A 20,692-nucleotide genomic window follows, 5' to 3' on the forward strand; every position below is an offset into this window, starting at 1 on the left:
TGACCCACCTCGACGCCGGTTGTTGCGTCACGACTACGCCTCGGGCCGGATGTTCTTGTGCCCCCGGAAGATGTTCTCGGGGTCGTAGTCGCGTTTGAGGGATTCGAGTCGGTCGACGTTGTGGCCGAACGACGTCTGGGCGGGGTCCTCGTGGAGTCCCGGGAAGTTCACGTACTCGCCGCGGGCGACGTCGAGTTCCCGGATCTTCGCGACGTACTCGCGGGCCCACTCGACGTTCGCCGTGCTCTCGCGGGGGTCGTCCCAGTTGGCCTCGAAGTTCAGGCCGTACGGCGCGTCGCGGTAGGCGAACGCCGACCCGCCCTCGGGTTCGTCGGCGATGGCGCCGCCCAACTGCCAGAGGTCGATGGTCGTGAGCTTCGAGGGACAGTCGTCGGCGGCCGCGAGCACCAGGTCGAGCACGTCGTCGGTGAGTTCGTCGAGGTACAGCGACTTCCAGTAGTAGTACCGGCCGTGGGGATAGTCGGCGTCGAGCATCGACTGTAGTTCGACGTAGGTCGTCCGACCGCTCATGTCGACCAGCGGGTCGGCGAACTCCCGGTACGGCGCGAGCGCCGCCTCGCCCTCGTTGGGGTCGCCGGCGTAACAGCCGATGAACGCGACGGCCGGGTCGCCCCGGTGCGCTTCCGGGAACTCCGGAATCTCGGGCACCCAGGCGTAGAACGGCAGGACGCTCACCTCGCGGGGCGCGTCGGCGGCGCGCTCGCGGAAGAACTCGTAGGGCGCGCGGCCCGCCTCGCCGGGGTACCACGCGAACAGCGTCTCGATTTCGGGGGCGACCGGGTGGAGGTCGAACTCGAAACTCGTGACGACGCCGAAGTTACCGCCGCCGCCCCGGAGCGCCCAGAAGAGGTCCCGGTGGCGGTCGGCGCTCGCGGTGACGAGGCGCCCGTCGGCGGTCACCACGTCGACCGACCGGAGGTTGTCGCACGCGAGGCCGTACGCCCGGCGGAGGTGGCCGTAGCCGCCGCCGAGCGTCAGGCCGGCGACGCCGGTGTCCGAGACGACGCCGCCGGGGGTCGCCAGGCCGAACTGCTGCGTCTCGCGGTCCACGTCGCCCCACTGGGCGCCGCCGCCGACCCGGGCGACCCGCTCCTCGGGGTCGACCCGCACGTCGTCCATCGCCGAGAGGTCGACGACCAGCGCGCCGTCGGCGACCGCGTTGCCGGCGACGCCGTGGCCGCCGCCCCGCGTTGTGACCGGCAGGCCGTTCTCGCGGGCGAACCGGACCGCCGACCGCACGTCGGCGACGCCGTCGCAGTAGGCGACGGCCGCCGGGTACCTGTTTATCATGCCGTTCCAGACGCGTCGCGCGTGGCGGTAGGCCCCGTCGTCAGGCGTGACGAGGTGGCCCTCCATCGCGGACGCGAGCGCGTTCGCGTCGAAGTCGTGTTCGGTCATCTCCCCCACCGATTCCCGGAGCTACGACCGGAGGTAGGATAAAGGCGTATCGTCGGTCGTCCGACGCCCAGTCGCCCCGGGACTCGGCGACCGCGGTCGCGCCGATTCCGACGTGTCCCCCGCTCGCTTTCCAACCCCGTCGCCCGACTTTTGGTCGTCGGACCCGTAGACGGTCCATGGACAGGCCACCGGCGGAGACCGGGGAATCCGCGACCGCCTCGCGCCGACTGGTGATGAACCCGACCAGCGGCGGCGGCGACCACGTCGAAGAGGTCCGGCGGCGCGCCGTCGAACGCGGGTTCGAGGTCGTCGAGACCGAGCGAGCGGGCCACGCGGCCGAACTCGCCGAAGCGGCCGCCGCCGACGGCGTCGACCTGCTGGCGGTGGCCGGCGGCGACGGGACCATCCACGAAGTCGTCGAGGGACTCGTCGCCGCCGACGCCCTCGATTCGGTGACCCTCTGCGTGGTGCCGGTGGGGACCGCGAACATCCTCGCGGACGACCTCGGCATCGATGGCATCGCCGAGGGGTTCGAGGTGGCCGAGCGCGGCGAACTCCGACGGCTCGACCTCGGCTTCGCCGGGGACGAACCGTTCGTGCTGTCGGCCATCGCGGGCCTGCCCGCGGACACCAGCGCGGCCGCGACACACGGTCTGAAGGACCGACTCGGCTCGCTGGCGTTCGTGGTTACCGCCGTCGAGGAGTCGCTGTCGTTCGACGGCATCCGCGTCGAAATCGACGCCGAGGTCGGCGCGGTCGACCGGGAGTGGTCGGGCGAGGCGGTGGCGGTCCTCGTCGGGAACGCCCGGGGGTTCGCCACGCCCGGCGGGCGGGGCGACGCCGAGGACGGCCTGCTAGAGGTGACCGTCATCGACGAGATTCCCGCCCGAAACGCGATCGCCGAAGTCATCGAGGAGCGACTCCTCGACTGGGACGCCGACCACGTCACCGAACTCCGGGCGCGGCGAATCGACTTCGCCAGCCTGGAGGACGAACCGGTGACGTTCAGCCTCGACGGCGAGATTCGGACGTTCGAGGACGTGACCCTCGACGTCCGGCCGAGCGCGCTTCAAGTGCGCGTCGGCGACGACTACGAACCCGGGGGCTGACGGCCGCGAAGGAATACCGTTTCTCGGTCGGAAGCCTCGACCCACTGCGTGGTCGCGCCTGCCGACCAGCCGACAGTGACGCGACGATTATCCAACTGCCAGTGAGACGGCTCCCGACCAACCGCCAGTAACGCGTGTACTGACCTACCGGCAGGGCGGGACTGAAAGGGGCCGCCCGCTACGCGAACCCCGACGACGTAAGCACCGCAGGGAGCGCCGAAGGCGCGACCGAGGAGCGCAGCGAGTCGCGGGAGCGTAGCGGGCGGGGGCTTTCGAGGTGGACACGGTCCGGACTCTCGTTGCGGTTAGCGAATCGTCGGACTCGTCCGAGGATGGCGATTCCACGAAAACTCCGTGAAAACGCCGGACTCCTCACGACGCCGCGAGGAAGAAGATGAGCACGCTCACCGCCATCGCGGCCAGCACGACCGCCGCCGCGAGCGCCCCGCCCAGCGCGATGACCGCGTTGGCGTGGCTCGCCAGCGTCTCGGTGCGGTCGTTGCCGAACACCGTGACGTCCGCGCGCTCGGTCGCCATCCCGGCCGCGACCGGTTCGAGGTCGGCCGCCGCCTCGTCGGCGAGTTGTCGAATCAGGTCGAGCAGTTCGTCGTGGTCGATGGCCTCGCCGACCTGGTTCGACGCCTCGACCTGGTTGACGATGTGGGTGTCGGTGGTCATCACCTCCGCCTCGTCGGACGGCAGCGCCGCGACGATGCGGTCGCGGAGGCCGGGTTCCATGTTGTTACCGTCGACCAGTACGTAGGTGGTGGTCGTCCCGCCGGCTTCGAGCACCGCCACGCGGACGCCGAGCGGGCCGATGCCGTCGACCGGGTCCCAGTCCGTCTCGTCCCACGCGACGCCCATCCGGAGCGGTCCCTGGTCGGTGGCCGCCAGCGCCTCGCCCGCTCCGGCGGCGGCCTGCATCATCTCGAACGAGCGCTCGCTGCCCGGGTAGACGTGGCCGAGGTCCGGCCCCGACAGGCCGTCGTTGCAGTTGTGGGCGTCGACGAGCATCACGTCCTCGACGCCCGCCGAACGCGCTTCCGCCGCGGCCGAGAGGCCGACGGCGTACTCGACGTCGTCGGCGAACTCCGGCGAGTAGGTCGCGACCAGCAGTGCGTCGCCGCCGAACGCCTGGCCGAGCATCTTCGCGTCGCCCTCCTGGACCCGGACGCTCGGGGTCGCGGTGTCGGTGAACTCGATGCGGTCGTAGGCCTCGCAGGCGGTTTCGATGATGGTGTCGACCTCGCGCTCGGTGACGAGGTTGAAGTCGTGGCCCGCGGTGGCGTGGGGCGGGAACGCCAGCCCCTCGGCCGCGGCGGCGACCCGCCGCGGGAGGTTGCCGCCGCCGATTTCGCCCATCGGACCGGGGTGAATCATCGGCAGGACGAACCGGGCCTTCTCGGTGCCGTCCTCACGTTCGAAGGAGAGGACCGTCACGGGCACCACGGCCTCCTCGCCGATCTTCTCGAAGAAGTCCTCGAGTTCGCGGGTGCCCTCGGCGATGTGGCCGATGAACCCCCGGAGGAAGTCGAGCATGCTGACGCCCAGACCCTTCTTCCACGGCCGGTCGATGAAGCGGACGAACGTCCAGACCGCGAGTCCGTAGATGGCGCACATCACCGCCAGCAGGGCGAAGTCGACCGGGACGATGGCGCCGAGTTCCGAGGGGGCCTCGTCGGCCCGGTTCAACACGAGGTCGACGAACAGTCGGACGACCGGGCCGCCGCCGATTTCGAGGTACTGCATGGTCCCGCTGTAGATGAAAAACAGCAGGGCGGCCGTGCCGGTCTGGATGCTGGCGGGCACCGCCGCTATCAGCAGTGACCGCCGGGAAACCGCCATCACGACCAGCAGGCGGAGCGCGAACACCGACGCCAGGCCGACGATGAGCGCGTCGAAGACGAACTGCTGGCCGAGGCGGGCCGAGGCCAGCGCGATGGCTCCCGCGCCGGTCATGATGGCGACGATGAGACCCTCGCAGGTCAGCGCCAGCAGCGACGACCGGTTGTAGGTGAGTTGACCGCCGAGCCACCGGTCGACGGGCGTGGTCAGCAGGCTGGCGACGACGGTGGGGACGCCGATGAAGAAGACGCCCTGCCAGGCGTCCTCCAGCACGAAGCGGGAGTCGAACGCACCGACCCCCGCGACGGCGGCGATGAGGAGGGCGAATCCGACGCTGGCGTACCACCGCGGCGCGCGGAAGATGTACCGCGACAGGCTCGCCAGGTCGCCCTGCGTCGCTGTCATGAGCGAAAGACCACGACGGGGAGGGATAAAAGATGCTACTCGGTTTCGGGCGTGACAAACGAACGCGCACTCCGTCGGTGAGATTCGCCATCGGGGAGCGGGAACGTCGGGACGCTCCCGACCCGGAAACGTTACGCTCGACTACTCGCGGTCGACGTCGGCGTTCGGGTCGAACGCCTCCTCGACGACGAACTGGGTGACGTCGAGGTCGGCGACGCCGCCGTCGAGCAGGTCCGGCAGCGCCTCGGCCCACTCCCGGTAGTGTTCGGACGCCTGGTGAGCTTCGAGCGCGGCCTCGTCCTCGTAGCGCTCGAAGAACCGGACGACGTTCGGGTCACCGACCTCCGTCGTCGCGCGGTAGTCGACGACGCCCGACTCCGCCCGGCTTCTGTCGGCCAGGTCCTCGATCAGTTCGAGCGCTTCCGAGCGCCGGTCGGGGACTATCGGGACGGCGGCGTGGACGACTATCATGGATGCGGTATCGCGGAGACGGAGGAAAAAGTGTACCGGCTGACAGGAACCTCGGAGGAGAAGACCGCCGGATGGGGAGACCGGGATTACTCGCAGACCTCGACGAAGTTCTCGAAGACCTCTTCGCCGCGCTCGGTGTGGGCGACCTCGGGGTGCCACTGGACGCCGTAGAGGTCGCGGTCGGGGTCGCTCATCGCCTCGACGCCGCAGATGTCGCTCTCGGCGGTGCGCTCGAAGCCCGACGGAACTTCCTTCACCTCGTCGGCGTGGCTGGCCCAGACCCGAGTTTCGGGCGCGAGCGAGCCGACCAATGGGTCCTCGTCGTCGAGAATCTCGACGGTCACGTCGGCGTAGCCGCCGTAGTCGCCCGACCCGACCTCGCCGTCGAGGACGTGGGCGATGGCCTGCATGCCCAGACAGATGCCGAACACCGGCACGTCGAGTTCGAGGTAGTCGGCGCAGTTGCCGATGTCGTCCACGTCGGGGCCGCCCGAGAGGACGATGCCGTCGGCGTCTAACTCTTCGGCGGGAGTCGTGTTGTCGACGATGTCGGTGTCGACGCCCATGTCCCGCAGGGTTCGGTGTTCGAGGTGGGTGAACTGCCCGTGGTTGTCGACCACGACGATGCGCGTCATTGGCGAGAAGTAGCCGGTAAGCCTACAAAAGGCGTTCGAAGACGAGGAATCGTCGCCCGGACGCCGGCGTTCCGAACTCGCTCGCGGGGTGACCGACGCGCCGACGCGTCGGTCACCCCGCGAGCGAGTCTGGGTCGAACGATTCGGTGCGCGCCTCGAACGGCGGTTCGTCGCCGCCGACGAGGGCGTCGAGGTACGTGCCGAGTCCGTCGTCGCTGTCGCGGGCGTCGAGGTACACCTCCAGTTCGTTGCCGTCGGGGTCCGGGAAGTAGAGCGCCTTGCTGATGCCATGGTCGACCGGCGCCGCCTCGACGCCGCGTTCGCCGCACGCCCGGTAGATTGTCACCAGCGCGTCGGCGTCGGGGACTTCGACCGCGATTCGGCAGGGGGTCGCCTCGGCGTCCTCCTGGAGGACGACGTCGTGGTGGCGACTGCCCCACGTCAGGGCGGCGTAACCGTCGTACCGCTCCCGGACGTCGAGTCCGAGGACGGCGGCGTAGAACTCGACCGACCGGTCGGCGTCCGAAACCGCGGCGTGGACGTGGCCAACCGACGGTCGCTTCGGCGAACTCATACGTCCCGTCGGCGGTACGGTGATAAAAATCGGTCGCTCGTCGCCCGCCCGCTCTCACCCGTCGGAGTTCGGGTCGGCCGGCGCGCTCGCACCTCCGAGGCCTGGTCGGCCCGCGTTCTCGATGGTGATGCTACCGTCGGTCCCGTTCCCGACGGTCACGTTGCCGTCGGTCGCGTTCGCGACGGTCCGGTTGAGTCGGTCGAGCACCTCCGGGCTGAAGTAGTCGTTCAGCCCCACCGGGAGCGGGTGGACGGTCAGTCGGACGTAACCGTCGCAGGCCCGACCGCCGGAGACGCGGTAGGCGGTTCCGGGTTCGACCCGCTTTTCGGTGTACATCCACGTCTGGGCGATGCCGCCGATCTCCTCCTCCGGACCGAACAGCCCGGAGGTGGCGGTCGGGTCGACGACGGCGGCTACCTGGCGACGCCACGTCTCCGGCGCATCCTCGGCGAAGCAGACCGGCGGCGGTCGCTGGCCCGGCGAGAGGTCCTCGCCCGCGACGACGATTCGGTTCGCGTAGTCGGCCTCGAGGAGTTCGTTCTCCGGCACGATCATCTGGAAGTAGTCGAGCGCCGGGTTCTCCTGTCCCTGCGCGCCCGCACCCGCCGACCGGTCGGCGGGCGCGGACCGTTTCGGGTCGGCCAACTCGTCGGCTTCGGCGTCATTGACGCCGAAGCCGACCCCGAACAGTCCGACCGAAGCGGTCGCGCGCTGGAGGAACGCCCGCCTGTCGAGTGAACCTCGTTCGTCGTTCATGGCACAGGTTCCACGGGAGTCTCGGCAATAAGTCGTGGGGCGGCCGGCGGTTCGAGGGCGGTTGCCTTACTCCCCGCGGTCGAGGTCGTAGCGCTCGGCGGCCGACTCGAACGTCGCCTCCGACTGCTCGCGCGACCGGCGGCCCTCCTTCTCGGCGAGGGCTTCCGGGTCGGGGCCGACGTCGTCGTCGATGCGCGCCCACGACTTGTGGACCTTCGCGTGGCACCACCGACAGAGGAAGACGGTTATCTCGTGGCTCAGGGTTTCGCCCTCGCCCGCGTACGAGAGGTGGTGCTCTTCGAGCAGGGGCCGCTCGTCGGAGTGGGCCATCCGGCGCTCTTCGAGGCCGCACCGGACGCACTCGCGGGCGCGGTTCTGACACCGGTAGTGCGGACAGTCCTGCCAGTTCCAGTCCGAATCGGGGTCGGCGGCCGGGCAGTTCAGATCGTCCTCGCGGCGCTCGCGGGCGAACTCGGGGTCCTGCTGGGGGTGCTCGAAGGCGTATCGACACTTGCCCTCGTCGGTGAGGTGGTCGCAGACCCCCGCGTGGGCGTAGGGGTCGTCCACGCCGACGGAGGTCCCGGAGGGCGTCTCCTTCATGCGTTCGTCACCCTCTCGGTCGCCATCGGATAAAAACGTACGGCAGTGGCCGTCGGCTTCCGGCCGCGGTCGGCGAGCGCGGGAACTACCGCGCGTCCTCGGCGAACTCGTCGGTCGACACGACGACCTCGTCGTCGGTGATGCGGGTGATTCGGTCCTCGCGGAGTCGGTAGTACTCGTCGTCCTCGTCGGCGCCGAGTCGCGACATTATCTTCTCGGCGATGCTCGGGTGCGGGTCGACGAAGGCGACGCCGTCGCTGACGTCCATCACTTCGCCGACTTTGTCGCCGCTGGCGTCGACGACCGGCTTGCCCTCGTCGTCTTCCGTCGGCATGAACCGCACCTCCTCGTCGTCGGTTTCGAGGTCCGTATCGGCCTCGACCGCGGCGGCGTCGCGCTCGACCAGGCCGGATTCGACGGTCCGCTCGCTCGTCGTCTCGCGGTCGAGGAGTTCGCCGTCGACGACTTCGGTCGTGAGACGGCTTCGCTCGGTTATCTCGCGCTCGGATAGCCGGCGGGCGGTGAGGTACGTGGTGAGCGTGTCGTCTCCCGTGAACTCGCTCTCGATGTCGTACGTCTCGGTGTCGACGACCTCGCCCTCGCTCACGTCGGCGTCCACGTCGATGACGTCGCCCGAGAGCAGTTGGCGGTGGACGGCGTCGGCGTCGATGTCGACGTCGACGTCTCGGCCCTCGACCTCTTCGGTCCCGGTGACGTTGACGTCGGTGACGTCGGTTCGGACCGTGTAGCGGTCGAGTTGCTCGATGGTGGCCTTCCAGTCCTCCTGAACTTCGACGGTGACGTCGAACGGGTGCTCGTCGTAGTTTCCGGCGAGGCCGGTCGTCTCGTCGTCGGCGAGGAATCGCTCGGTTCCGTACGCGCCCACGTAGTCGAAGTCCGTGTCCTCGGCGGTGACGTCGCACGTCTGGCACTCCCGACCGAGCAACTCGATGTCGACCACGTTTCGCTCGACGGTTTCGCGGTCGACGACCTCGCTTTCGACGGTGGCCTCCTCGACGATCGTCTCTTCGATCACCGTCGTCTCGGTGACGGTGCCGGTTATCGTCTCGCCCTCTATCAGCTGCCGTTCGGCCTCTTCGCGGTCGAGGTCGTCGGATTCGACGCGTTCGAGCGCGGCGCTCCGGTCGGTCATCTCGAACGGTTCGCGGTCCTCCGTCTCGCCGTAGTACGCGACGACGCGGTCCTCATCGTCGACTTCGCGGTGGAACGTGTCCCAGTCGAGGCGCTCGTGGTCGGTCGTCACGTCGCGCTCGCGGACGAGCCGTATCTCCCCGCCCTCGCGGACGGGTACGGCGTCGTGTTCGTCGGCCCACGTCTCGATGTCGTCGCGGTCGCTCGTGATTCTCGGTTGTGCCATCGTGAATCCCCCGTTCGAGACATTGGTGGTCCTACGGAGTTAAGTAGAATGGCCGCCTCGACGGTCGTATCACCGTTCTACGGGCCACCAGCCTCTTTTGGCTGAGGTCCGTACGGCTCTTCGGGGGAGAGATAATGAGCAACCGCGACACGGACGCCGAGTACGACATGGAACGGGACGTGGACGCCGACATGGACCCGAACCCGTACGAACGCGGAAAGTGGCTCTCGGGTATCATCGCGCTTCTCGGAGTGTGGATGCTCCTCGAAGCGTTCCTGTTCGACATCGTCGCGTCGCAGTTCTGGAACGACGTCATCGTCGGCGCGCTCCTGCTCGTCGTCGGCGGTTACAACTACTCCCGTCGGGGAAGCGACAAGGTCGGAAGCGTCGCTGCCGCGGCGATCGCCGCGCTGGCCGGTCTGTGGCTCGTGGCGGCGCCGTTCATGTTCGGGTGGGACGGCGGAACGACCGAGGCGGTGAACGCGCTCGCGTTCTGGAACGACATCGTCGTCGGCCTCCTCGCGCTGGCCATCGGCGCGTTCAGCGCCTACGCGGCCCACGATCAGAAACAGGACGCCAAGCGACTGGGGCGGGAAGCGTAACCCGCACGAATCCCGCTCGGTCGCGTCGTCGTTCGAACCGCGCTACCACTCGCCGAATTTCTCTCGCCGATAGACGGAAACGTGGTATCGGGTCAGCATCACCGAAAACACCACCACGAGCACTCCGAAGAGGCCGATGTAGGCGAGCGGCCCCTCGTGAACGAATCCGTTGAGGAACTGTAACAGCGCGAACACGGGCAGGCTGAAGGTGTAGACGCCGGTTCGCACCGGGAACTCGCGGGCCATCTCGAAGAACATCGTGCCGTCGTCGGTCGTGCCGTCGTTCATGGTCCTCGTCTCCCCGGGTATATCTCGTTCACCGACTTTCGAGGATGGAGTATAGGTTTTTCGGAGGACGGCGACGGAGCGGCGTCGGGGGTCGCGTCGTCTGGACGCGGTGGGTCCCTCGGTCTAGAGTCGCGCCGTCGGACCGGGGTCAGCGAGACGAAACTCCTGGCGGTTCGCGGCCGCCGCGACCGAACAGTCGCTCGGACACGCGTTCGAGAAAGTGGAGTGTCCTCCGGAGGATTTTCGGTTCGTTGCGGTAGTCGAAACTGCGTTCGTCCAGCCATCGCCGCATCCGTCTGGCCCCGTCCGCCCGGTCGATGCCGACCCGTCGCGCGTGTTCGACGGGGTGGCGGAGCCAGTTGTACTCGGTGTGGGCGTAGATGTCGACGGTGCCGGACGACCGAGCGCAGAGGATGACGCGGAGTTGTCGTTCGGCCAGCGTAGAGGGACGGTACGTCCAACTCCCGCTGGGCCGGTTGTCCATCGGCGTCCGGTGGTAGAGGCTGCACGGCGCCCACGAGAACCCGGCGTCCTGTAGCTTCGCTTCGAGTTCCGAGAGCGAACAGCGGACGGTGCCGGCGTACTCGGTCGGCCGGACGTGGTAGTCGGGTTGGCCGAGCAACCTGGCGAGTCGATTTATCCACGGGCCGACCGCCTGCCGAACCCGATACGGAATGCCCGGACGTCGGTCGCCGTCGGAGTCGGTCATACGACGACCGTACGAGCGGAATCGCTACCAAAGTGTTGCCCGATAGCCGTTCGATTTCGTCGCCGTGAGGAGTTCGTCCGGAGAAAGCGGAGTCAGTCGGCGTTCGGTGCGGCGGCGTTCGTCGCGTTCGAATCGGCGGGGGCGTTCGAGTCGGCGGGAGCGTCCGAATCGGTCCCGAAGTTGTACGGGTGGGGCGACCGGAGTGCGGCGATGAGACTCCACATGATGCCTGTGAGCATCGACCCGACCGCCGACATCGTCATGCCGAGCGTGAGGAAGGCCGTGCCGTAGATGAAGCCGATGGTGGCGGAGGGGAGGGCCGTGCCGAGCGGAACGTTGGCCATCGAGTCTCGGAGGGTCGGGACGAGGACGATTAGCGAGAAGATGCTTCCACAGAGGAAGACGGCGTCTTGCCAGATCATCGTTCGAACACCTGTGCGGTGGGGGAGTAGGGCGGGATTTCGTTCATCGACGTATCGTAGCGGACCCGTTCATAAAAAGTTTACTCACTACCGAGTAAACAATTCGTTACAGTTCAGCCCGATAACAGTCCCCACGGTTCAAGCACTCACGAACGCCGCGCCTCCGTTCCGTCTTCCGCCCGTATTTCGCCGTTACGCCGGCCGTTCGGCCCGGTGCGCTCGCGGACCGAAAATCCGAGCGAGCGACCGCACGTGGTCGATTCGAGCCGAGTTATGGCCCCCATTCCCGTCGGTGCGGACACGGTTTCGACCCTCCCGGAGCGTTCGACGGGCGACGGCGCGAGGCGAACCGGGGCGACGGAAACGCTTTTGTCACCGCCGCGAACACTGGCGGCCGTGCGAGTCGTACACGACGACGGGCAGTTCGAGGAGACGCTGGCGACCGACGTGGACACCGCCGATTCGTTCCTCTCGCAGGCCCGCGGGCTGATGTTCAGGCGCTCGATTCCCGACGACTACGCGCTGGTCTTCCGGTTCGACGGTGTCGGCAGTCGGGACGTCCACATGGTGTTCGTCCCGTTCGCGCTCGACGTGCTGTGGCTCTGCGACGAGGAGGTCCAGCGCGTCGAGCGCCTGGCCCCCTGGACCGGGATGGCGAAGGCGGAGGCCGACCGGCTCATTGAACTTCCGGCCGGGAGCGCGGACGGCGTGAAAGTCGGCGACGAAGTCCGGGTGGAGTGACCCCCTTCCGGGTCCGACAGACCCGCCTGTCACAAAGACCCTTTTAACCCCGTCCCGGCGAGACGTGCTGGCGTGGTTTCGCATGACCCGTGACCGATTTATTCGGGGGCTCCCCCGATAACCCCACTCTCCAAGACCGCGACGTACAGCTTCTGGACACCACGCTCCGCGACGGCGAACAGGCGCCCGGCGTCTCCATCTCGCCCGAGGAGAAGGCCGAGGTAGCGACCGCGCTCGACCGCGCGGGCGTCTCGGTGATCGAGGCCGGCAGCGCCTGCACCGGCGACGGCGAGCGCGACGCCATCCGGCGCGTGACCGACCTCGACCTCGACGCCAAGGTCACCAGTTTCGCCCGCGGCGTCGAGTCGGACGTCGACCTCGCGCTCGACTGCGACGTCGACGGCATCGGCCTCGTCGTCCCGGCCAGCGACCGCCACGTCGAGGGCAAGGTCGGCACCTCCCGGTCGGCGGTGGTCGAGAACACCGTCGACCTGGTCGAGTACGCCCGCGACCACGGCCTCTGGGTCGAGGTGCTCGGCGAGGACGGCTCGCGGGCCGACCTCGACTTCCTCGAACGACTCGCGCGGGCGTCCCACGACGCCGGCGCCGACCGCTTCTGCTACTGCGACACGGTCGGCCACGCCGGGCCGGAGCACACCCGCGAGGCCGTCTCGCGGCTGGCGGAACTCGGCCCGACGAGCACCCACACCCACGACGACCTGGGGCTCGCGGTGACCAACGCGCTGGTGAGCGTCGGGGCGGGCGCCGACCTCGTCCACGCCACCGTCAACGGCGTCGGCGAGCGCGCGGGCAACGTCGCGCTCGAAGAGGTCGCCATCGCGCTCTCGCACTGCTACGGCGTCGACCCGGTCGAGACGACCGAACTCTACGACCTCGCCCAGACGGTGGCGCGCGCGACCGACGTGCCGCTCGCGCCGAACAAGGCAGTGGTCGGCGAGAACGCCTTCGCCCACGAGAGCGGCATCCACACCGACGGCACGCTCAAGGACGAGGAGATGTACGAGCCCTACCCGCCCGAGAAGGTGGGTCGGGAGCGACGCCTCGTCCTCGGCAAGCACACCGGCCGGGCGGGCGCGAAGGCCGCGCTCGACGAACACGGCGTGGACGTCACCGACGACGAACTCCGCGAGGTCGTCGAGCGCGTCCAGCGACTCGCCGAGGGCGGCAAGCGCGTGACCGACGCCGACCTGCTCGCGGTGGCCGAGGACGTCCAGGGCCGGACCCGCGAGAACGACCGCCGGGTCGAACTGCTCGAACTCACCGCGACCAGCGGCGGCCGGACGCCGACGGCGGGGGTCCGCCTCGCGGTCGACGGCGAAGAGCGGGTCGCCAGCGGCACCGGCGACGGGCCGGTCGACGCCGCGGTGGCGGCGGTCCGCCAGGCGCTCGGCGGCGCGACCGACGCCCGCCTCGAATCGTACCACGTCGACGCCATCACCGGCGGCACCGACGCCGTCGTCACCGTCGAGGTGGAGATGGCGCTCGGCGACCGGTCGGTGACCGCCGCGTCGAGCGACGGCGACATCACCCGCGCGAGCGTCACCGCGATGGTCGAGGCGCTCGACCGACTGCTCGCGGCCGCCGACTCCGACCCGGTCGTCGCCGACGACTGACTCGGCGGCGCCGAGTCAGTCGTCCGCAAGTTAGTCGTCGGCGGTAGACCGCCCGCTGCCCGCTCACGGGCGGTGGGCCGTCCCGTCGCTACCTTCTCTACCGTTTATCCGCTCGCGGCCCGACCGTACTTCCGTGAGTGTCCTCGACAGCGTTCGGAAACCGCGAGACGACGGACCGCGCTGGCTCGTCCTGCTCGGCTGTATCGTCTGCTGTGAACTCGCCGGCGTCGTCCCATCACTGCTGACCGCCCGGGACGTGGCGACGTGGTATCCGACGCTCGCCAAGCCGTGGTTCACGCCGCCGAGTTGGGTGTTCGGCCCGGTCTGGACGACGCTGTACTTCCTGATGGGAGTGGCGCTGTACCTCGTCTGGCGGCGCGCCGAGAGCCGAGCGCGCCGGACCGCGCTGGTCCTCTTCGCCGTCCAGTTGGCGCTGAACGCGGCGTGGACGCTGGTGTTCTTCGGCGCGCGCGAAATCCTCGGTGGCCTCGTTGTCATCCTGGCGCTGCTGGCGGTGCTCGTCGCCACCGTCGCGGCCTTCGCCCGCGTCGACCGGCGGGCGGGCGCGTTGCTGGTTCCCTACGCTCTGTGGGTCGGTTTCGCGACGCTCCTGAACGTCGGCATCTGGCGGCTCAACTGACCCGGTCGCACGTTCGGCCCGTTCGTCGCGGCGACGACGCCGAACGCCCGGCGAAACGAGGAGATAACCCGAATCGGCGCCGGTACCCGCCGGGCAGGTTGCTCCTGACGCCGCGTTATTCGGTCGCTAACAGACTGTCGTACCGACGATAATCTGTTTTTCGAGCCTATAACAAAGGCGTGTCACCCCGTCTCACCGTGCGTGTCGAACAGCTCGCTCTCGGATAGCTACGTCGGCGGGACCGGTCGGTACGCCCTCGGGTCGAACCGCCTCGCGCTGCTCACGCTGCTGGTCGCCGGGAAGGCCCTCGACGCCGTGAGCACGATTACCGTCCTGTCCATCCGCGACGACGTCTACGAGTCGATGTGGTTGACCCGGACGCTGATGCAGGAACTGGGGATGGTGACCGGCGTCCTCGTTACGGTCGTTCTCGCGGTGGTCGGGGTGGCGCTCCTGGCCGAGAGCGGCGAACTCGTCTCGACGCTGGTGCCGGACTCGTGGGCACCCGACGCCTACGCCCCGGCGTTCCGAGTCGTCACGTACAGTTCGGCGGCCGTGTGGTACGGCTTCCTCGGGGTCCACAACTTCATGCTACTGTTCTAGGAATTCCCCGCCGCAGACGTGTCGAACTTCCAATCTATTTGGGAACGGTCCGCGAACCCCCGACGACTCATGACACCCAGTGTGCTCCGTCCGAAGACGCGGCCCGCGAGTTCGCCGCGAGGTTCGGCGACCGGGCGTTCGCCGACGCGACCGAACTGCTCACCGAGGACGGTCGCGAGCGCGTCGCCGAGTCGTACCCCGCCGAGTTCCGGGACGGCTCGCTCACGGCCGAGGACGCCCTCGAACGGTACTGGTGGGGCCTCTACGGCCAGCACGGCGACTTCGAGGGAATTGGGGATGTCTCCGAGGACGGTGACGTGGCGGTCGAGTTCGAGTTCGCAAACGGTCGCGAGACGGCCGCCGTCGACGTCGACGAGGGCGGTGTCGCCGGCCTCTCGTTCTCCCCTGAGTACGAGGTCCCCGACTACGTCGACCACGAGAGGTTCGCCGAGCGCGAGGTGACGATAGACGCCGAGGACGTGAGCCTGGGCGGCGTGCTCGCGGTGCCCGAGGGCGACGGACCGTTCCCGGGCGTCGTGCTGGTTCACGGTCACGGCATCCACGACCCCGACGGCACCGCCGGTGCGACGAAGATACTCAAGGACCTGGCGTGGGGGCTCGCGAGCGACGGAATCGCCTCGCTCAGGTACGAAAAGCGCCTCTACGAACACGAAGTGGCCGACGAGGACTACACGCTCGACGCCGTCGTCACCGACGACGCGGTGGTCGCGGCGTCCGAACTCGCCGCCGCCGACGAGGTGGACGCCGACGCCGTGTTCGTCGCGGGGCACAGTCAGGGCGGAATGTGCGCCCCTCGAATCGCCGACCGGTACGGGGACGCCGCGGGGGTCGTGATGTTCGACCCGCCGGCCGACCCGATCGTCGACCCCGACGACGACCTGACGTGGCTTCGGTACGGCATGGAACCGGACGGCGACCTCGACGCGGAACAGGAGGCGGAACTCGAGGCCCGACGCGAGACGTTTCGGCGCATCGCCGACGCCGACATCGACCCCGACGACACCGTCTTGGGCATGCCCGGCGCGTGGCACCTCAGCCAGCACGACTGCGACCCGGTCGCCACCGCGGGCGACCTCGACGCTCCCGCGTTCGTCCTGAAGACCGGACGAACCGACGAGGAGACGCAGTCGGAACTCTCCGAGTCCCTTCGCCAGCGATTCGAGGAGTGGCGGGTCGCGGACCTCCCGGACGGTAGCCGAACCGAATTCTACGAGAACGTCGGTCACTACTTCCAGGACGGTCCCACGCCGGTGACGCCGAGCAGCATTTACTTCGGCGGGAACGTCGCGGACTACGTCGTCGAGGACGTCGCGGAGTGGATACGCGATGTCGTCGACGGCGAGTCGGCCGTTCGCCGGTGACTCTCACGTCGATTGTTCTTCGAGCAATCGCCCGCCGGCGCGAGCAGTTTCGAACGAGAAAACCGAGTGCCCGCTCCCGTTACAGGTACGACGCGTCGTAGTCCTCGTCCGGTTTGTGCGTGTTGCCGCAGTTGCCGCACTTGATTCGCTCCATGTTGTCCATCGTCACGTCCGTCGAACCGCAGTTGGCGCAGTAGTAGCCGTACTTATCCGAACGGTCCGAATCCTCGAACGTCTGGACGAATGGTCCCTCGCTTCCAGCGATGAGGCCCTCGTCGAGGTACACCTCCTGGCCGTCCTCGGTCGTAACCGAGTCGGGGAGTTCGTCGACGTCGAAGGTGACCTCGGTTCCGCCGGCCTCGGTCGCCTGCGCGTCGTCGTCGGTCGCGGATTCCGACTCGGCATCGCCGCCTTCGGCGTACACGTACTCGACGCTGTCGCGGTCGCCGATTTCGGTCTGGCGTTCGTCGACCTGCGCGAAGTCGAACCGCTCGAAGAATCTGCCCTCCTCCGTGTTCGCGGCGAGCGCGACGGCCTGGGGGTCCTCGATGCCGCGGTCGCTCAACTCCGATTCGAGGCGCTCGAACAGCGCGGTGCCGACGCCCGCGCCGCGGCGTTCGGGGTCGACGTGGAGCCACCGAATCTCGCCCTCGTCGCCATCGACGGTGGCCTGGGCGTATCCCGCGACGACGCCGTCGAGTTCCGCGACGAACGCGATGACGTCGCCGTCCTCGAACCGCTCGCGGAGGTCGTCGGCCGCGAACTCCGCGTCGAGGATGGTTTCGATGTCCTGGGGGCTCAGCGCGTACGACGTGGTCATCGAACTCTCGACGAGTTCGCGGACTCGCTCCGCGTCGTCGGTTTCGGCGCGACGGAGTTCGGGGTCCGAATCGGCGTTTGTGCTCATCGTATCAGTCCTCCCGCCACTTGTAGACGTTCTCGTCGCCGCAGTTCGGACACTCCTCCGGGAGGCCGTCGTCGAGTTCGCCCATCTCCCCGCACTCGTCGCAGCGCCACATGATGTAGCCCTCGCCGAACTGCTGGCCCGGGTCGTGCTCCTGCTCGGAGTTTCGCAGGCTCTCCTCGTTGGTTTCGGCGGCCTGCTCGCTCTCGACGTCCGGACTGCCGACCTCGGCGCGGCCGTCCTCGTCGACGTGTTCGATGTCCTCGGTGGTCGCCACCTCGAAGCCCTCGTCGGTCATCCCCGCGATGACGCCGAGTTCGTTGCCTTCGGGGTCGTACACGACCGTGCCGGTTTCTATCGCGGTCGCCGAGTCGACCGCGGCGGAGTCTTCGGTCATGTGTCGAATTTAGGCGAGGCCACTGTTGACCCTGACGGCCAATCCCGGCGGTCGCGCGACCGCGACCGCCGCGGTCACCCTCACGTCACGACCGCGCGACGGACGTCGGGACGAGGGGGAGCGAGGAAATCGGCCGACCGGCGAGGCCGCTGGCGACGGGAAACGACGGTTCGCGGAAACGACCGACGCGGAAAAGGAGGCTCGAGGTCGGAAACGGCGACTACCGCTGGTCGATGGGCGTCCACTCGCGGCCCGTCTCGCCGACGTAGTTGCTCCGCGGGCGAATCAGGCGATTGTCTTCGAGTTGTTCGAGGGCGTGGGCGGTCCAACCGCCGACGCGCGAGATGGCGAAGATGGACGAGAACAGTTCGCGCGGAATGCCGATGCCGTGGAGCAGGACCGCGGTGTAGAACTCGACGTTGGTGTTGAGGTCGAGGCCGGGCTTGTGCTCTTCGAGGAGGTCGACGCCGGCCTGCTCGGCTTCCTTCGCGGAGTCGAAGAAGTCGCTGTTGCCGCTCTCCTGGTAGAACTCGCTGGCGGCGTCGGAGAGGACGGCCGCGCGCGGGTCTCGAACCTTGTAGACGCGGTGGCCGAATCCCATCAGGCGGTCGCCGGATTCGAGGGTGTCGCGGATGTACCCTCTGGGGTCGCCGGACTCGTGGATGTTCTGGAGCATCTCCAGGACCGGGCCGGGGGCGCCGCCGTGGAGCGGGCCCTTCAGCGCGCCGACGGCGCCGGTGACTCCCGAGATGACGTCCGACTCGGTGGAGACGATGACCCGAGCCGTGAACGTCGAGGCGTTCAGTCCGTGGTCGACGACCGCGTTGAGGTAGGTCTGGAGGCCGCGGACCTCGTCGGATTCGGGTTCCTCGCCCTTGAGCATGTAGAGGAAGTTGGCGGCGTGCGAGAGGTCCTCGCGGGGTTCGACGGGTTCCTCGCCGTTCCGGTAGCGCCAGAAGGCGGCGACGATGGTGGGCATCTGGGCGACCGCGAGCCGCGAGTCGAGCGTCGGGTCCTCCTCCTCGCCGTCCTCGCGGCCGAGGCTGGCGGCCGAGATGCCCATCCGGAGCGCGTCCATCGAGTCGGCGCCCGCCTCGGCGGCGGCCTTCACCGTCGCCATCGTCTCGTCGCGGATCGAGCGTCGGGAGCTGAGTTCGTCCTCGAACGATTCGAGTTCGTCGGCTGTCGGCAGACGGTCGTTGTAGAGCAGATACAGCGTCTCCTCGTAGCTCGCGTTCGGTGCCAGCTCCTCGACCGGAAACCCGCCGATGATGAGTTGCCCCTTCTGTCCGTCGATGCTGCTAAGTCGCGTTTCGGCGACAGTAATGCCTTCGAGACCCTTGTGGACAGTGTCGTCTCCCATGCCCTCTATTTTGTCGCGCGCCGTAAATAATACCTTTTATTTCCGGCAGAACTTCGACACCGGCGGGCGGAATCGACCCCGCGGCCGAGAACTTCGAGCGTCGCGCCGAGGAAAGTGTAAGAACTGGAAGGATGTCGAAAAATCGTGGACTTTCGCCCGTCGAACTGTCCGATGGGGTAGTTCGTCTCGTTCGGGCGCAACGATGTTGCCCGTCGCTGGTCGCGTCGTCCCGAGAGAAAGCGCCGAGAGGGAGATTTGAACTCCCGAGTCCGAAAGGACAGTAGATTTCGAATCTACCGCCTTGGCCAGGCTAGGCTATCTCGGCTCACCTCAATGTACCGCCCTCTACGACTTAGTGGTTTCGATTCGGACATGACTGTTCAGCCGACCGTCACCTTCAAGCGAGTGGCGTGCACGCGGTAGTCCATGGACGTTACCGAGGCGAGCGAGCAGTGTGAGTCCGTCCTGGACGCGATCGGCGGCGCGGTCATCGCCGACCGCGAGTTTCTCGAAACCGTACTTCTCGGCGTGCTGGCGAGCGGCCACGTCTTGCTGGAGGACGTGCCCGGCACCGGCAAGACCCTCACCGCGCGGAGTTACGCCGCCGCGCTCGGTCTGTCGTTCTCGCGGGTGCAGTTCACGCCCGACCTCCTCCCCGCGGACGTGACCGGCACCCACGTGTTCAACGAACAGGACCGCGAGTTCGAGTTCAACGAGGGGCCCATCTTCGCGAACGTCGTCCTCGCGGACGAGATCAACCGTGCGCCGCCGAAGACCCAGGCTGCCCTTCTAGAGGCGATGGAGGAAGGTCAGGTCACCATCGACGGCGAAACCCGCCCGCTCCCCAAGCCGTTCTTCGTCATCGCGACCCAGAACCCCGTCGAGCAGGAGGGCACCTTCCCGCTCCCCGAAGCCCAGATCGACCGCTTCGCCGTCAAGTCGAGCATCGGCTATCCCGACGTCGACGGCGAGTACGAACTCCTGCGCCGCCGGGCGGGACGTCACGAGCAGAGCCCCTCGGTCGGCACCGTGCTGGACGAACAACGCGTGACCGACCTCCGCGAGGTCCCCGAGACGGTCCGGGTCGACGACGACCTGCTGGAGTACATGGCCAACGTCACGCGCGCGACCCGCGAGGACCGCCGGGTGCAGGTCGGCGTCTCGCCGCGGGGCACCCAGCGACTGTTCGAGGCCACCCGCGCCCGGGCGGTGCTTTCGGGCCGCGAGTTCGTCACCCCCGACGACGTGAAACGGGTCGCCCAACCCGTCCTCGCCCACCGACTCGTGTTGACCCCCGACGCCCAGGTGAACAACGTCGCGAAGTCCTCCATCGTCCAGCGCGTCCTGGACGAAGTGGAAGTGCCGACGGTGGAGTGAGCGTCCGCATCGCCGACCGACCCCGCGAGGAGGACTTCGACGCGGCCTCCCCGCGACCGGTGACGATTCGAAAACGAGAAGGTCGTCGGTCGGAGTTTCTCGGTCGTTCCATGAGCGCGAGTTCCGAACGTGGGGTGAAGACGATGCTGTTGGGAATCCACCTGACCTTGCTCGGGTTCGTCGTCACCGCCAGCACTTCCATCGACGTCCTGTCCCCGCTCGTTGGCAACACGTTGATCGTCGCGGGCGTGCTCTCGTCGCTGTCCGGCTTTTCGGCCGGAAGAGGCGCGTAGCGACTCCGGTCGTCCCCGACTCGAAGCCGGTTCCGGACGGACTCGGTCGCGGCTTCGTCGCCCGTCTAGCGGTCGCGTTCCCGCCCGCAACGAGGCGTTGTCCCGCGAGACCGCTCGTGGCCGGTCGGTAAGTCGCCGTGGTTTT

23 protein-coding genes and 1 tRNA gene are annotated in these 20,692 nt (G+C 68.2%); 9 read left to right on the forward strand and 15 right to left on the reverse strand.

Annotated elements, in window-relative coordinates; translation table 11 throughout:
- Positions 1 to 33 precede the first annotated feature (33 nt).
- Positions 34 to 1,419: an FAD-binding oxidoreductase gene (locus NGM07_RS15855; protein WP_253513294.1), complete on the reverse strand. Its 1,386-nt coding sequence runs from the start codon at positions 1,417 to 1,419 to the stop codon at positions 34 to 36.
- Positions 1,420 to 1,595: 176 nt separating this feature from the next.
- Here NGM07_RS15855 and NGM07_RS15860 point away from each other — a divergent pair, with 176 nt between their 5' ends.
- Positions 1,596 to 2,528 carry a diacylglycerol/lipid kinase family protein gene (locus NGM07_RS15860; protein ID WP_253513296.1) on the forward strand — a complete coding sequence of 311 codons (933 nt, stop codon included), beginning with the start codon at positions 1,596 to 1,598 and terminating at the stop codon, positions 2,526 to 2,528.
- A 372-nt stretch (positions 2,529 to 2,900) separates the two neighbouring features.
- Here the strand turns inward: NGM07_RS15860 and NGM07_RS15865 are convergent, their stop codons facing one another.
- The 7 genes from NGM07_RS15865 to NGM07_RS15895 all read right to left on the reverse strand — a co-directional run bounded on the left by NGM07_RS15865 (position 2,901) and on the right by NGM07_RS15895 (position 9,192).
- Complete coding sequence (locus tag NGM07_RS15865; protein ID WP_253513298.1) at positions 2,901 to 4,778, reverse strand: DUF2070 family protein; 1,878 nt, start codon at positions 4,776 to 4,778, stop codon at positions 2,901 to 2,903.
- Between the two features lie 141 nt (positions 4,779 to 4,919).
- Positions 4,920 to 5,249: a putative quinol monooxygenase gene (locus tag NGM07_RS15870; protein WP_253513300.1), complete on the reverse strand. Its 330-nt coding sequence runs from the start codon at positions 5,247 to 5,249 to the stop codon at positions 4,920 to 4,922.
- Between the two features lie 86 nt (positions 5,250 to 5,335).
- Entirely contained in the window at positions 5,336 to 5,884 is a 549-nt protein-coding gene (locus NGM07_RS15875; RefSeq protein ID WP_253513302.1) for a GMP synthase subunit A, read from the reverse strand.
- A 112-nt stretch (positions 5,885 to 5,996) separates the two neighbouring features.
- Complete coding sequence (locus NGM07_RS15880) at positions 5,997 to 6,458, reverse strand: VOC family protein (RefSeq protein WP_253513304.1); 462 nt, start codon at positions 6,456 to 6,458, stop codon at positions 5,997 to 5,999.
- A gap of 54 nt (positions 6,459 to 6,512) precedes the next feature.
- On the reverse strand, positions 6,513 to 7,214 hold the full coding sequence (locus tag NGM07_RS15885; RefSeq protein ID WP_253513306.1) for a twin-arginine translocation signal domain-containing protein: 702 nt from the start codon (positions 7,212 to 7,214) through the stop codon (positions 6,513 to 6,515).
- 66 nt (positions 7,215 to 7,280) lie between these two features.
- Complete coding sequence (locus tag NGM07_RS15890) at positions 7,281 to 7,814, reverse strand: DUF7097 family protein (protein WP_253513308.1); 534 nt, start codon at positions 7,812 to 7,814, stop codon at positions 7,281 to 7,283.
- Between the two features lie 85 nt (positions 7,815 to 7,899).
- The gene (locus NGM07_RS15895) at positions 7,900 to 9,192 is read right to left on the reverse strand and encodes a DUF8593 domain-containing protein (protein WP_253513310.1); all 1,293 of its coding nucleotides are present in this window, start codon (positions 9,190 to 9,192) and stop codon (positions 7,900 to 7,902) included.
- A 134-nt stretch (positions 9,193 to 9,326) separates the two neighbouring features.
- Here NGM07_RS15895 and NGM07_RS15900 point away from each other — a divergent pair, with 134 nt between their 5' ends.
- Positions 9,327 to 9,794, forward strand: a complete 468-nt coding sequence (locus NGM07_RS15900; protein WP_253513312.1) for an SPW repeat domain-containing protein — start codon at positions 9,327 to 9,329, stop codon at positions 9,792 to 9,794.
- A gap of 42 nt (positions 9,795 to 9,836) precedes the next feature.
- Here the strand turns inward: NGM07_RS15900 and NGM07_RS15905 are convergent, their stop codons facing one another.
- The 3 genes from NGM07_RS15905 to NGM07_RS15915 all read right to left on the reverse strand — a co-directional run bounded on the left by NGM07_RS15905 (position 9,837) and on the right by NGM07_RS15915 (position 11,213).
- Complete coding sequence (locus NGM07_RS15905) at positions 9,837 to 10,082, reverse strand: hypothetical protein (protein ID WP_253513313.1); 246 nt, start codon at positions 10,080 to 10,082, stop codon at positions 9,837 to 9,839.
- 148 nt (positions 10,083 to 10,230) lie between these two features.
- The gene (locus NGM07_RS15910; RefSeq protein WP_253513315.1) at positions 10,231 to 10,791 is read right to left on the reverse strand and encodes a hypothetical protein; all 561 of its coding nucleotides are present in this window, start codon (positions 10,789 to 10,791) and stop codon (positions 10,231 to 10,233) included.
- A gap of 92 nt (positions 10,792 to 10,883) precedes the next feature.
- Complete coding sequence (locus NGM07_RS15915) at positions 10,884 to 11,213, reverse strand: hypothetical protein (RefSeq protein WP_253513317.1); 330 nt, start codon at positions 11,211 to 11,213, stop codon at positions 10,884 to 10,886.
- A 396-nt stretch (positions 11,214 to 11,609) separates the two neighbouring features.
- On the opposite strand from NGM07_RS15915, the gene NGM07_RS15920 reads away from it, so the two are divergent.
- From NGM07_RS15920 to NGM07_RS15940, 5 genes are all read left to right on the forward strand, one after another.
- Complete coding sequence (locus NGM07_RS15920) at positions 11,610 to 11,954, forward strand: DUF192 domain-containing protein (protein WP_253513319.1); 345 nt, start codon at positions 11,610 to 11,612, stop codon at positions 11,952 to 11,954.
- Between the two features lie 89 nt (positions 11,955 to 12,043).
- Positions 12,044 to 13,588, forward strand: coding sequence for a (R)-citramalate synthase (locus NGM07_RS15925; RefSeq protein ID WP_253513320.1), 1,545 nt, complete (start codon positions 12,044 to 12,046; stop codon positions 13,586 to 13,588).
- 133 nt (positions 13,589 to 13,721) lie between these two features.
- Entirely contained in the window at positions 13,722 to 14,228 is a 507-nt protein-coding gene (locus NGM07_RS15930) for a TspO/MBR family protein (protein ID WP_253513322.1), read from the forward strand.
- Positions 14,229 to 14,429: 201 nt separating this feature from the next.
- Positions 14,430 to 14,831 (forward strand): hypothetical protein, encoded by a 402-nt coding sequence (locus NGM07_RS15935; RefSeq protein WP_253513324.1) that lies wholly within the window; start codon positions 14,430 to 14,432, stop codon positions 14,829 to 14,831.
- 38 nt (positions 14,832 to 14,869) lie between these two features.
- Positions 14,870 to 16,213, forward strand: coding sequence for an alpha/beta hydrolase family protein (locus NGM07_RS15940; RefSeq protein ID WP_253513326.1), 1,344 nt, complete (start codon positions 14,870 to 14,872; stop codon positions 16,211 to 16,213).
- A 79-nt stretch (positions 16,214 to 16,292) separates the two neighbouring features.
- Here NGM07_RS15940 and NGM07_RS15945 read toward each other — a convergent pair whose 3' ends face one another.
- The 4 genes from NGM07_RS15945 to NGM07_RS15960 form a co-directional block, all read right to left on the reverse strand.
- Positions 16,293 to 17,120 (reverse strand): GNAT family N-acetyltransferase, encoded by an 828-nt coding sequence (locus tag NGM07_RS15945; protein ID WP_253513328.1) that lies wholly within the window; start codon positions 17,118 to 17,120, stop codon positions 16,293 to 16,295.
- 4 nt (positions 17,121 to 17,124) lie between these two features.
- Positions 17,125 to 17,514, reverse strand: coding sequence for a TFIIB-type zinc ribbon-containing protein (locus tag NGM07_RS15950; RefSeq protein ID WP_253513330.1), 390 nt, complete (start codon positions 17,512 to 17,514; stop codon positions 17,125 to 17,127).
- A gap of 220 nt (positions 17,515 to 17,734) precedes the next feature.
- Positions 17,735 to 18,877: a citrate synthase/methylcitrate synthase gene (locus NGM07_RS15955; RefSeq protein WP_253513332.1), complete on the reverse strand. Its 1,143-nt coding sequence runs from the start codon at positions 18,875 to 18,877 to the stop codon at positions 17,735 to 17,737.
- 240 nt (positions 18,878 to 19,117) lie between these two features.
- Positions 19,118 to 19,202: transfer RNA gene (locus NGM07_RS15960), tRNA-Ser, on the reverse strand.
- Positions 19,203 to 19,303: 101 nt separating this feature from the next.
- Here NGM07_RS15960 and NGM07_RS15965 point away from each other — a divergent pair.
- Positions 19,304 to 20,254 (forward strand): AAA family ATPase, encoded by a 951-nt coding sequence (locus NGM07_RS15965; protein WP_253513333.1) that lies wholly within the window; start codon positions 19,304 to 19,306, stop codon positions 20,252 to 20,254.
- Positions 20,255 to 20,364: 110 nt separating this feature from the next.
- A complete protein-coding gene (locus NGM07_RS15970) occupies positions 20,365 to 20,547 on the forward strand; it encodes a hypothetical protein (protein ID WP_253513335.1) in 183 nt (60 codons plus the stop codon).
- Positions 20,548 to 20,692 lie beyond the last annotated feature (145 nt).

Source organism: Halorussus vallis (assembly GCF_024138165.1).
In the GTDB taxonomy this organism is placed as follows: Archaea; Halobacteriota; Halobacteria; order Halobacteriales; family Haladaptataceae; genus Halorussus; species Halorussus vallis.

Coding starts and splice junctions, on each gene's coding strand:
- NGM07_RS15855 (WP_253513294.1), bottom strand. CDS start 1,419: ATGACCGAACACGACTTCGACGCGAACGCGCTCGCGTCCGCGATGGAG.
- NGM07_RS15965 (WP_253513333.1), top strand. CDS start 19,304: ATGGACGTTACCGAGGCGAGCGAGCAGTGTGAGTCCGTCCTGGACGCG.
- NGM07_RS15860 (WP_253513296.1), top strand. CDS start 1,596: ATGGACAGGCCACCGGCGGAGACCGGGGAATCCGCGACCGCCTCGCGC.
- NGM07_RS15875 (WP_253513302.1), bottom strand. CDS start 5,884: ATGACGCGCATCGTCGTGGTCGACAACCACGGGCAGTTCACCCACCTC.
- NGM07_RS15880 (WP_253513304.1), bottom strand. CDS start 6,458: ATGAGTTCGCCGAAGCGACCGTCGGTTGGCCACGTCCACGCCGCGGTT.
- NGM07_RS15970 (WP_253513335.1), top strand. CDS start 20,365: ATGAGCGCGAGTTCCGAACGTGGGGTGAAGACGATGCTGTTGGGAATC.
- NGM07_RS15865 (WP_253513298.1), bottom strand. CDS start 4,778: ATGACAGCGACGCAGGGCGACCTGGCGAGCCTGTCGCGGTACATCTTC.
- NGM07_RS15915 (WP_253513317.1), bottom strand. CDS start 11,213: ATGATCTGGCAAGACGCCGTCTTCCTCTGTGGAAGCATCTTCTCGCTA.
- NGM07_RS15895 (WP_253513310.1), bottom strand. CDS start 9,192: ATGGCACAACCGAGAATCACGAGCGACCGCGACGACATCGAGACGTGG.
- NGM07_RS15870 (WP_253513300.1), bottom strand. CDS start 5,249: ATGATAGTCGTCCACGCCGCCGTCCCGATAGTCCCCGACCGGCGCTCG.
- NGM07_RS15885 (WP_253513306.1), bottom strand. CDS start 7,214: ATGAACGACGAACGAGGTTCACTCGACAGGCGGGCGTTCCTCCAGCGC.
- NGM07_RS15905 (WP_253513313.1), bottom strand. CDS start 10,082: ATGAACGACGGCACGACCGACGACGGCACGATGTTCTTCGAGATGGCC.
- NGM07_RS15910 (WP_253513315.1), bottom strand. CDS start 10,791: ATGACCGACTCCGACGGCGACCGACGTCCGGGCATTCCGTATCGGGTT.
- NGM07_RS15900 (WP_253513312.1), top strand. CDS start 9,327: ATGAGCAACCGCGACACGGACGCCGAGTACGACATGGAACGGGACGTG.
- NGM07_RS15945 (WP_253513328.1), bottom strand. CDS start 17,120: ATGAGCACAAACGCCGATTCGGACCCCGAACTCCGTCGCGCCGAAACC.
- NGM07_RS15955 (WP_253513332.1), bottom strand. CDS start 18,877: ATGGGAGACGACACTGTCCACAAGGGTCTCGAAGGCATTACTGTCGCC.
- NGM07_RS15950 (WP_253513330.1), bottom strand. CDS start 17,514: ATGACCGAAGACTCCGCCGCGGTCGACTCGGCGACCGCGATAGAAACC.
- NGM07_RS15890 (WP_253513308.1), bottom strand. CDS start 7,814: ATGAAGGAGACGCCCTCCGGGACCTCCGTCGGCGTGGACGACCCCTAC.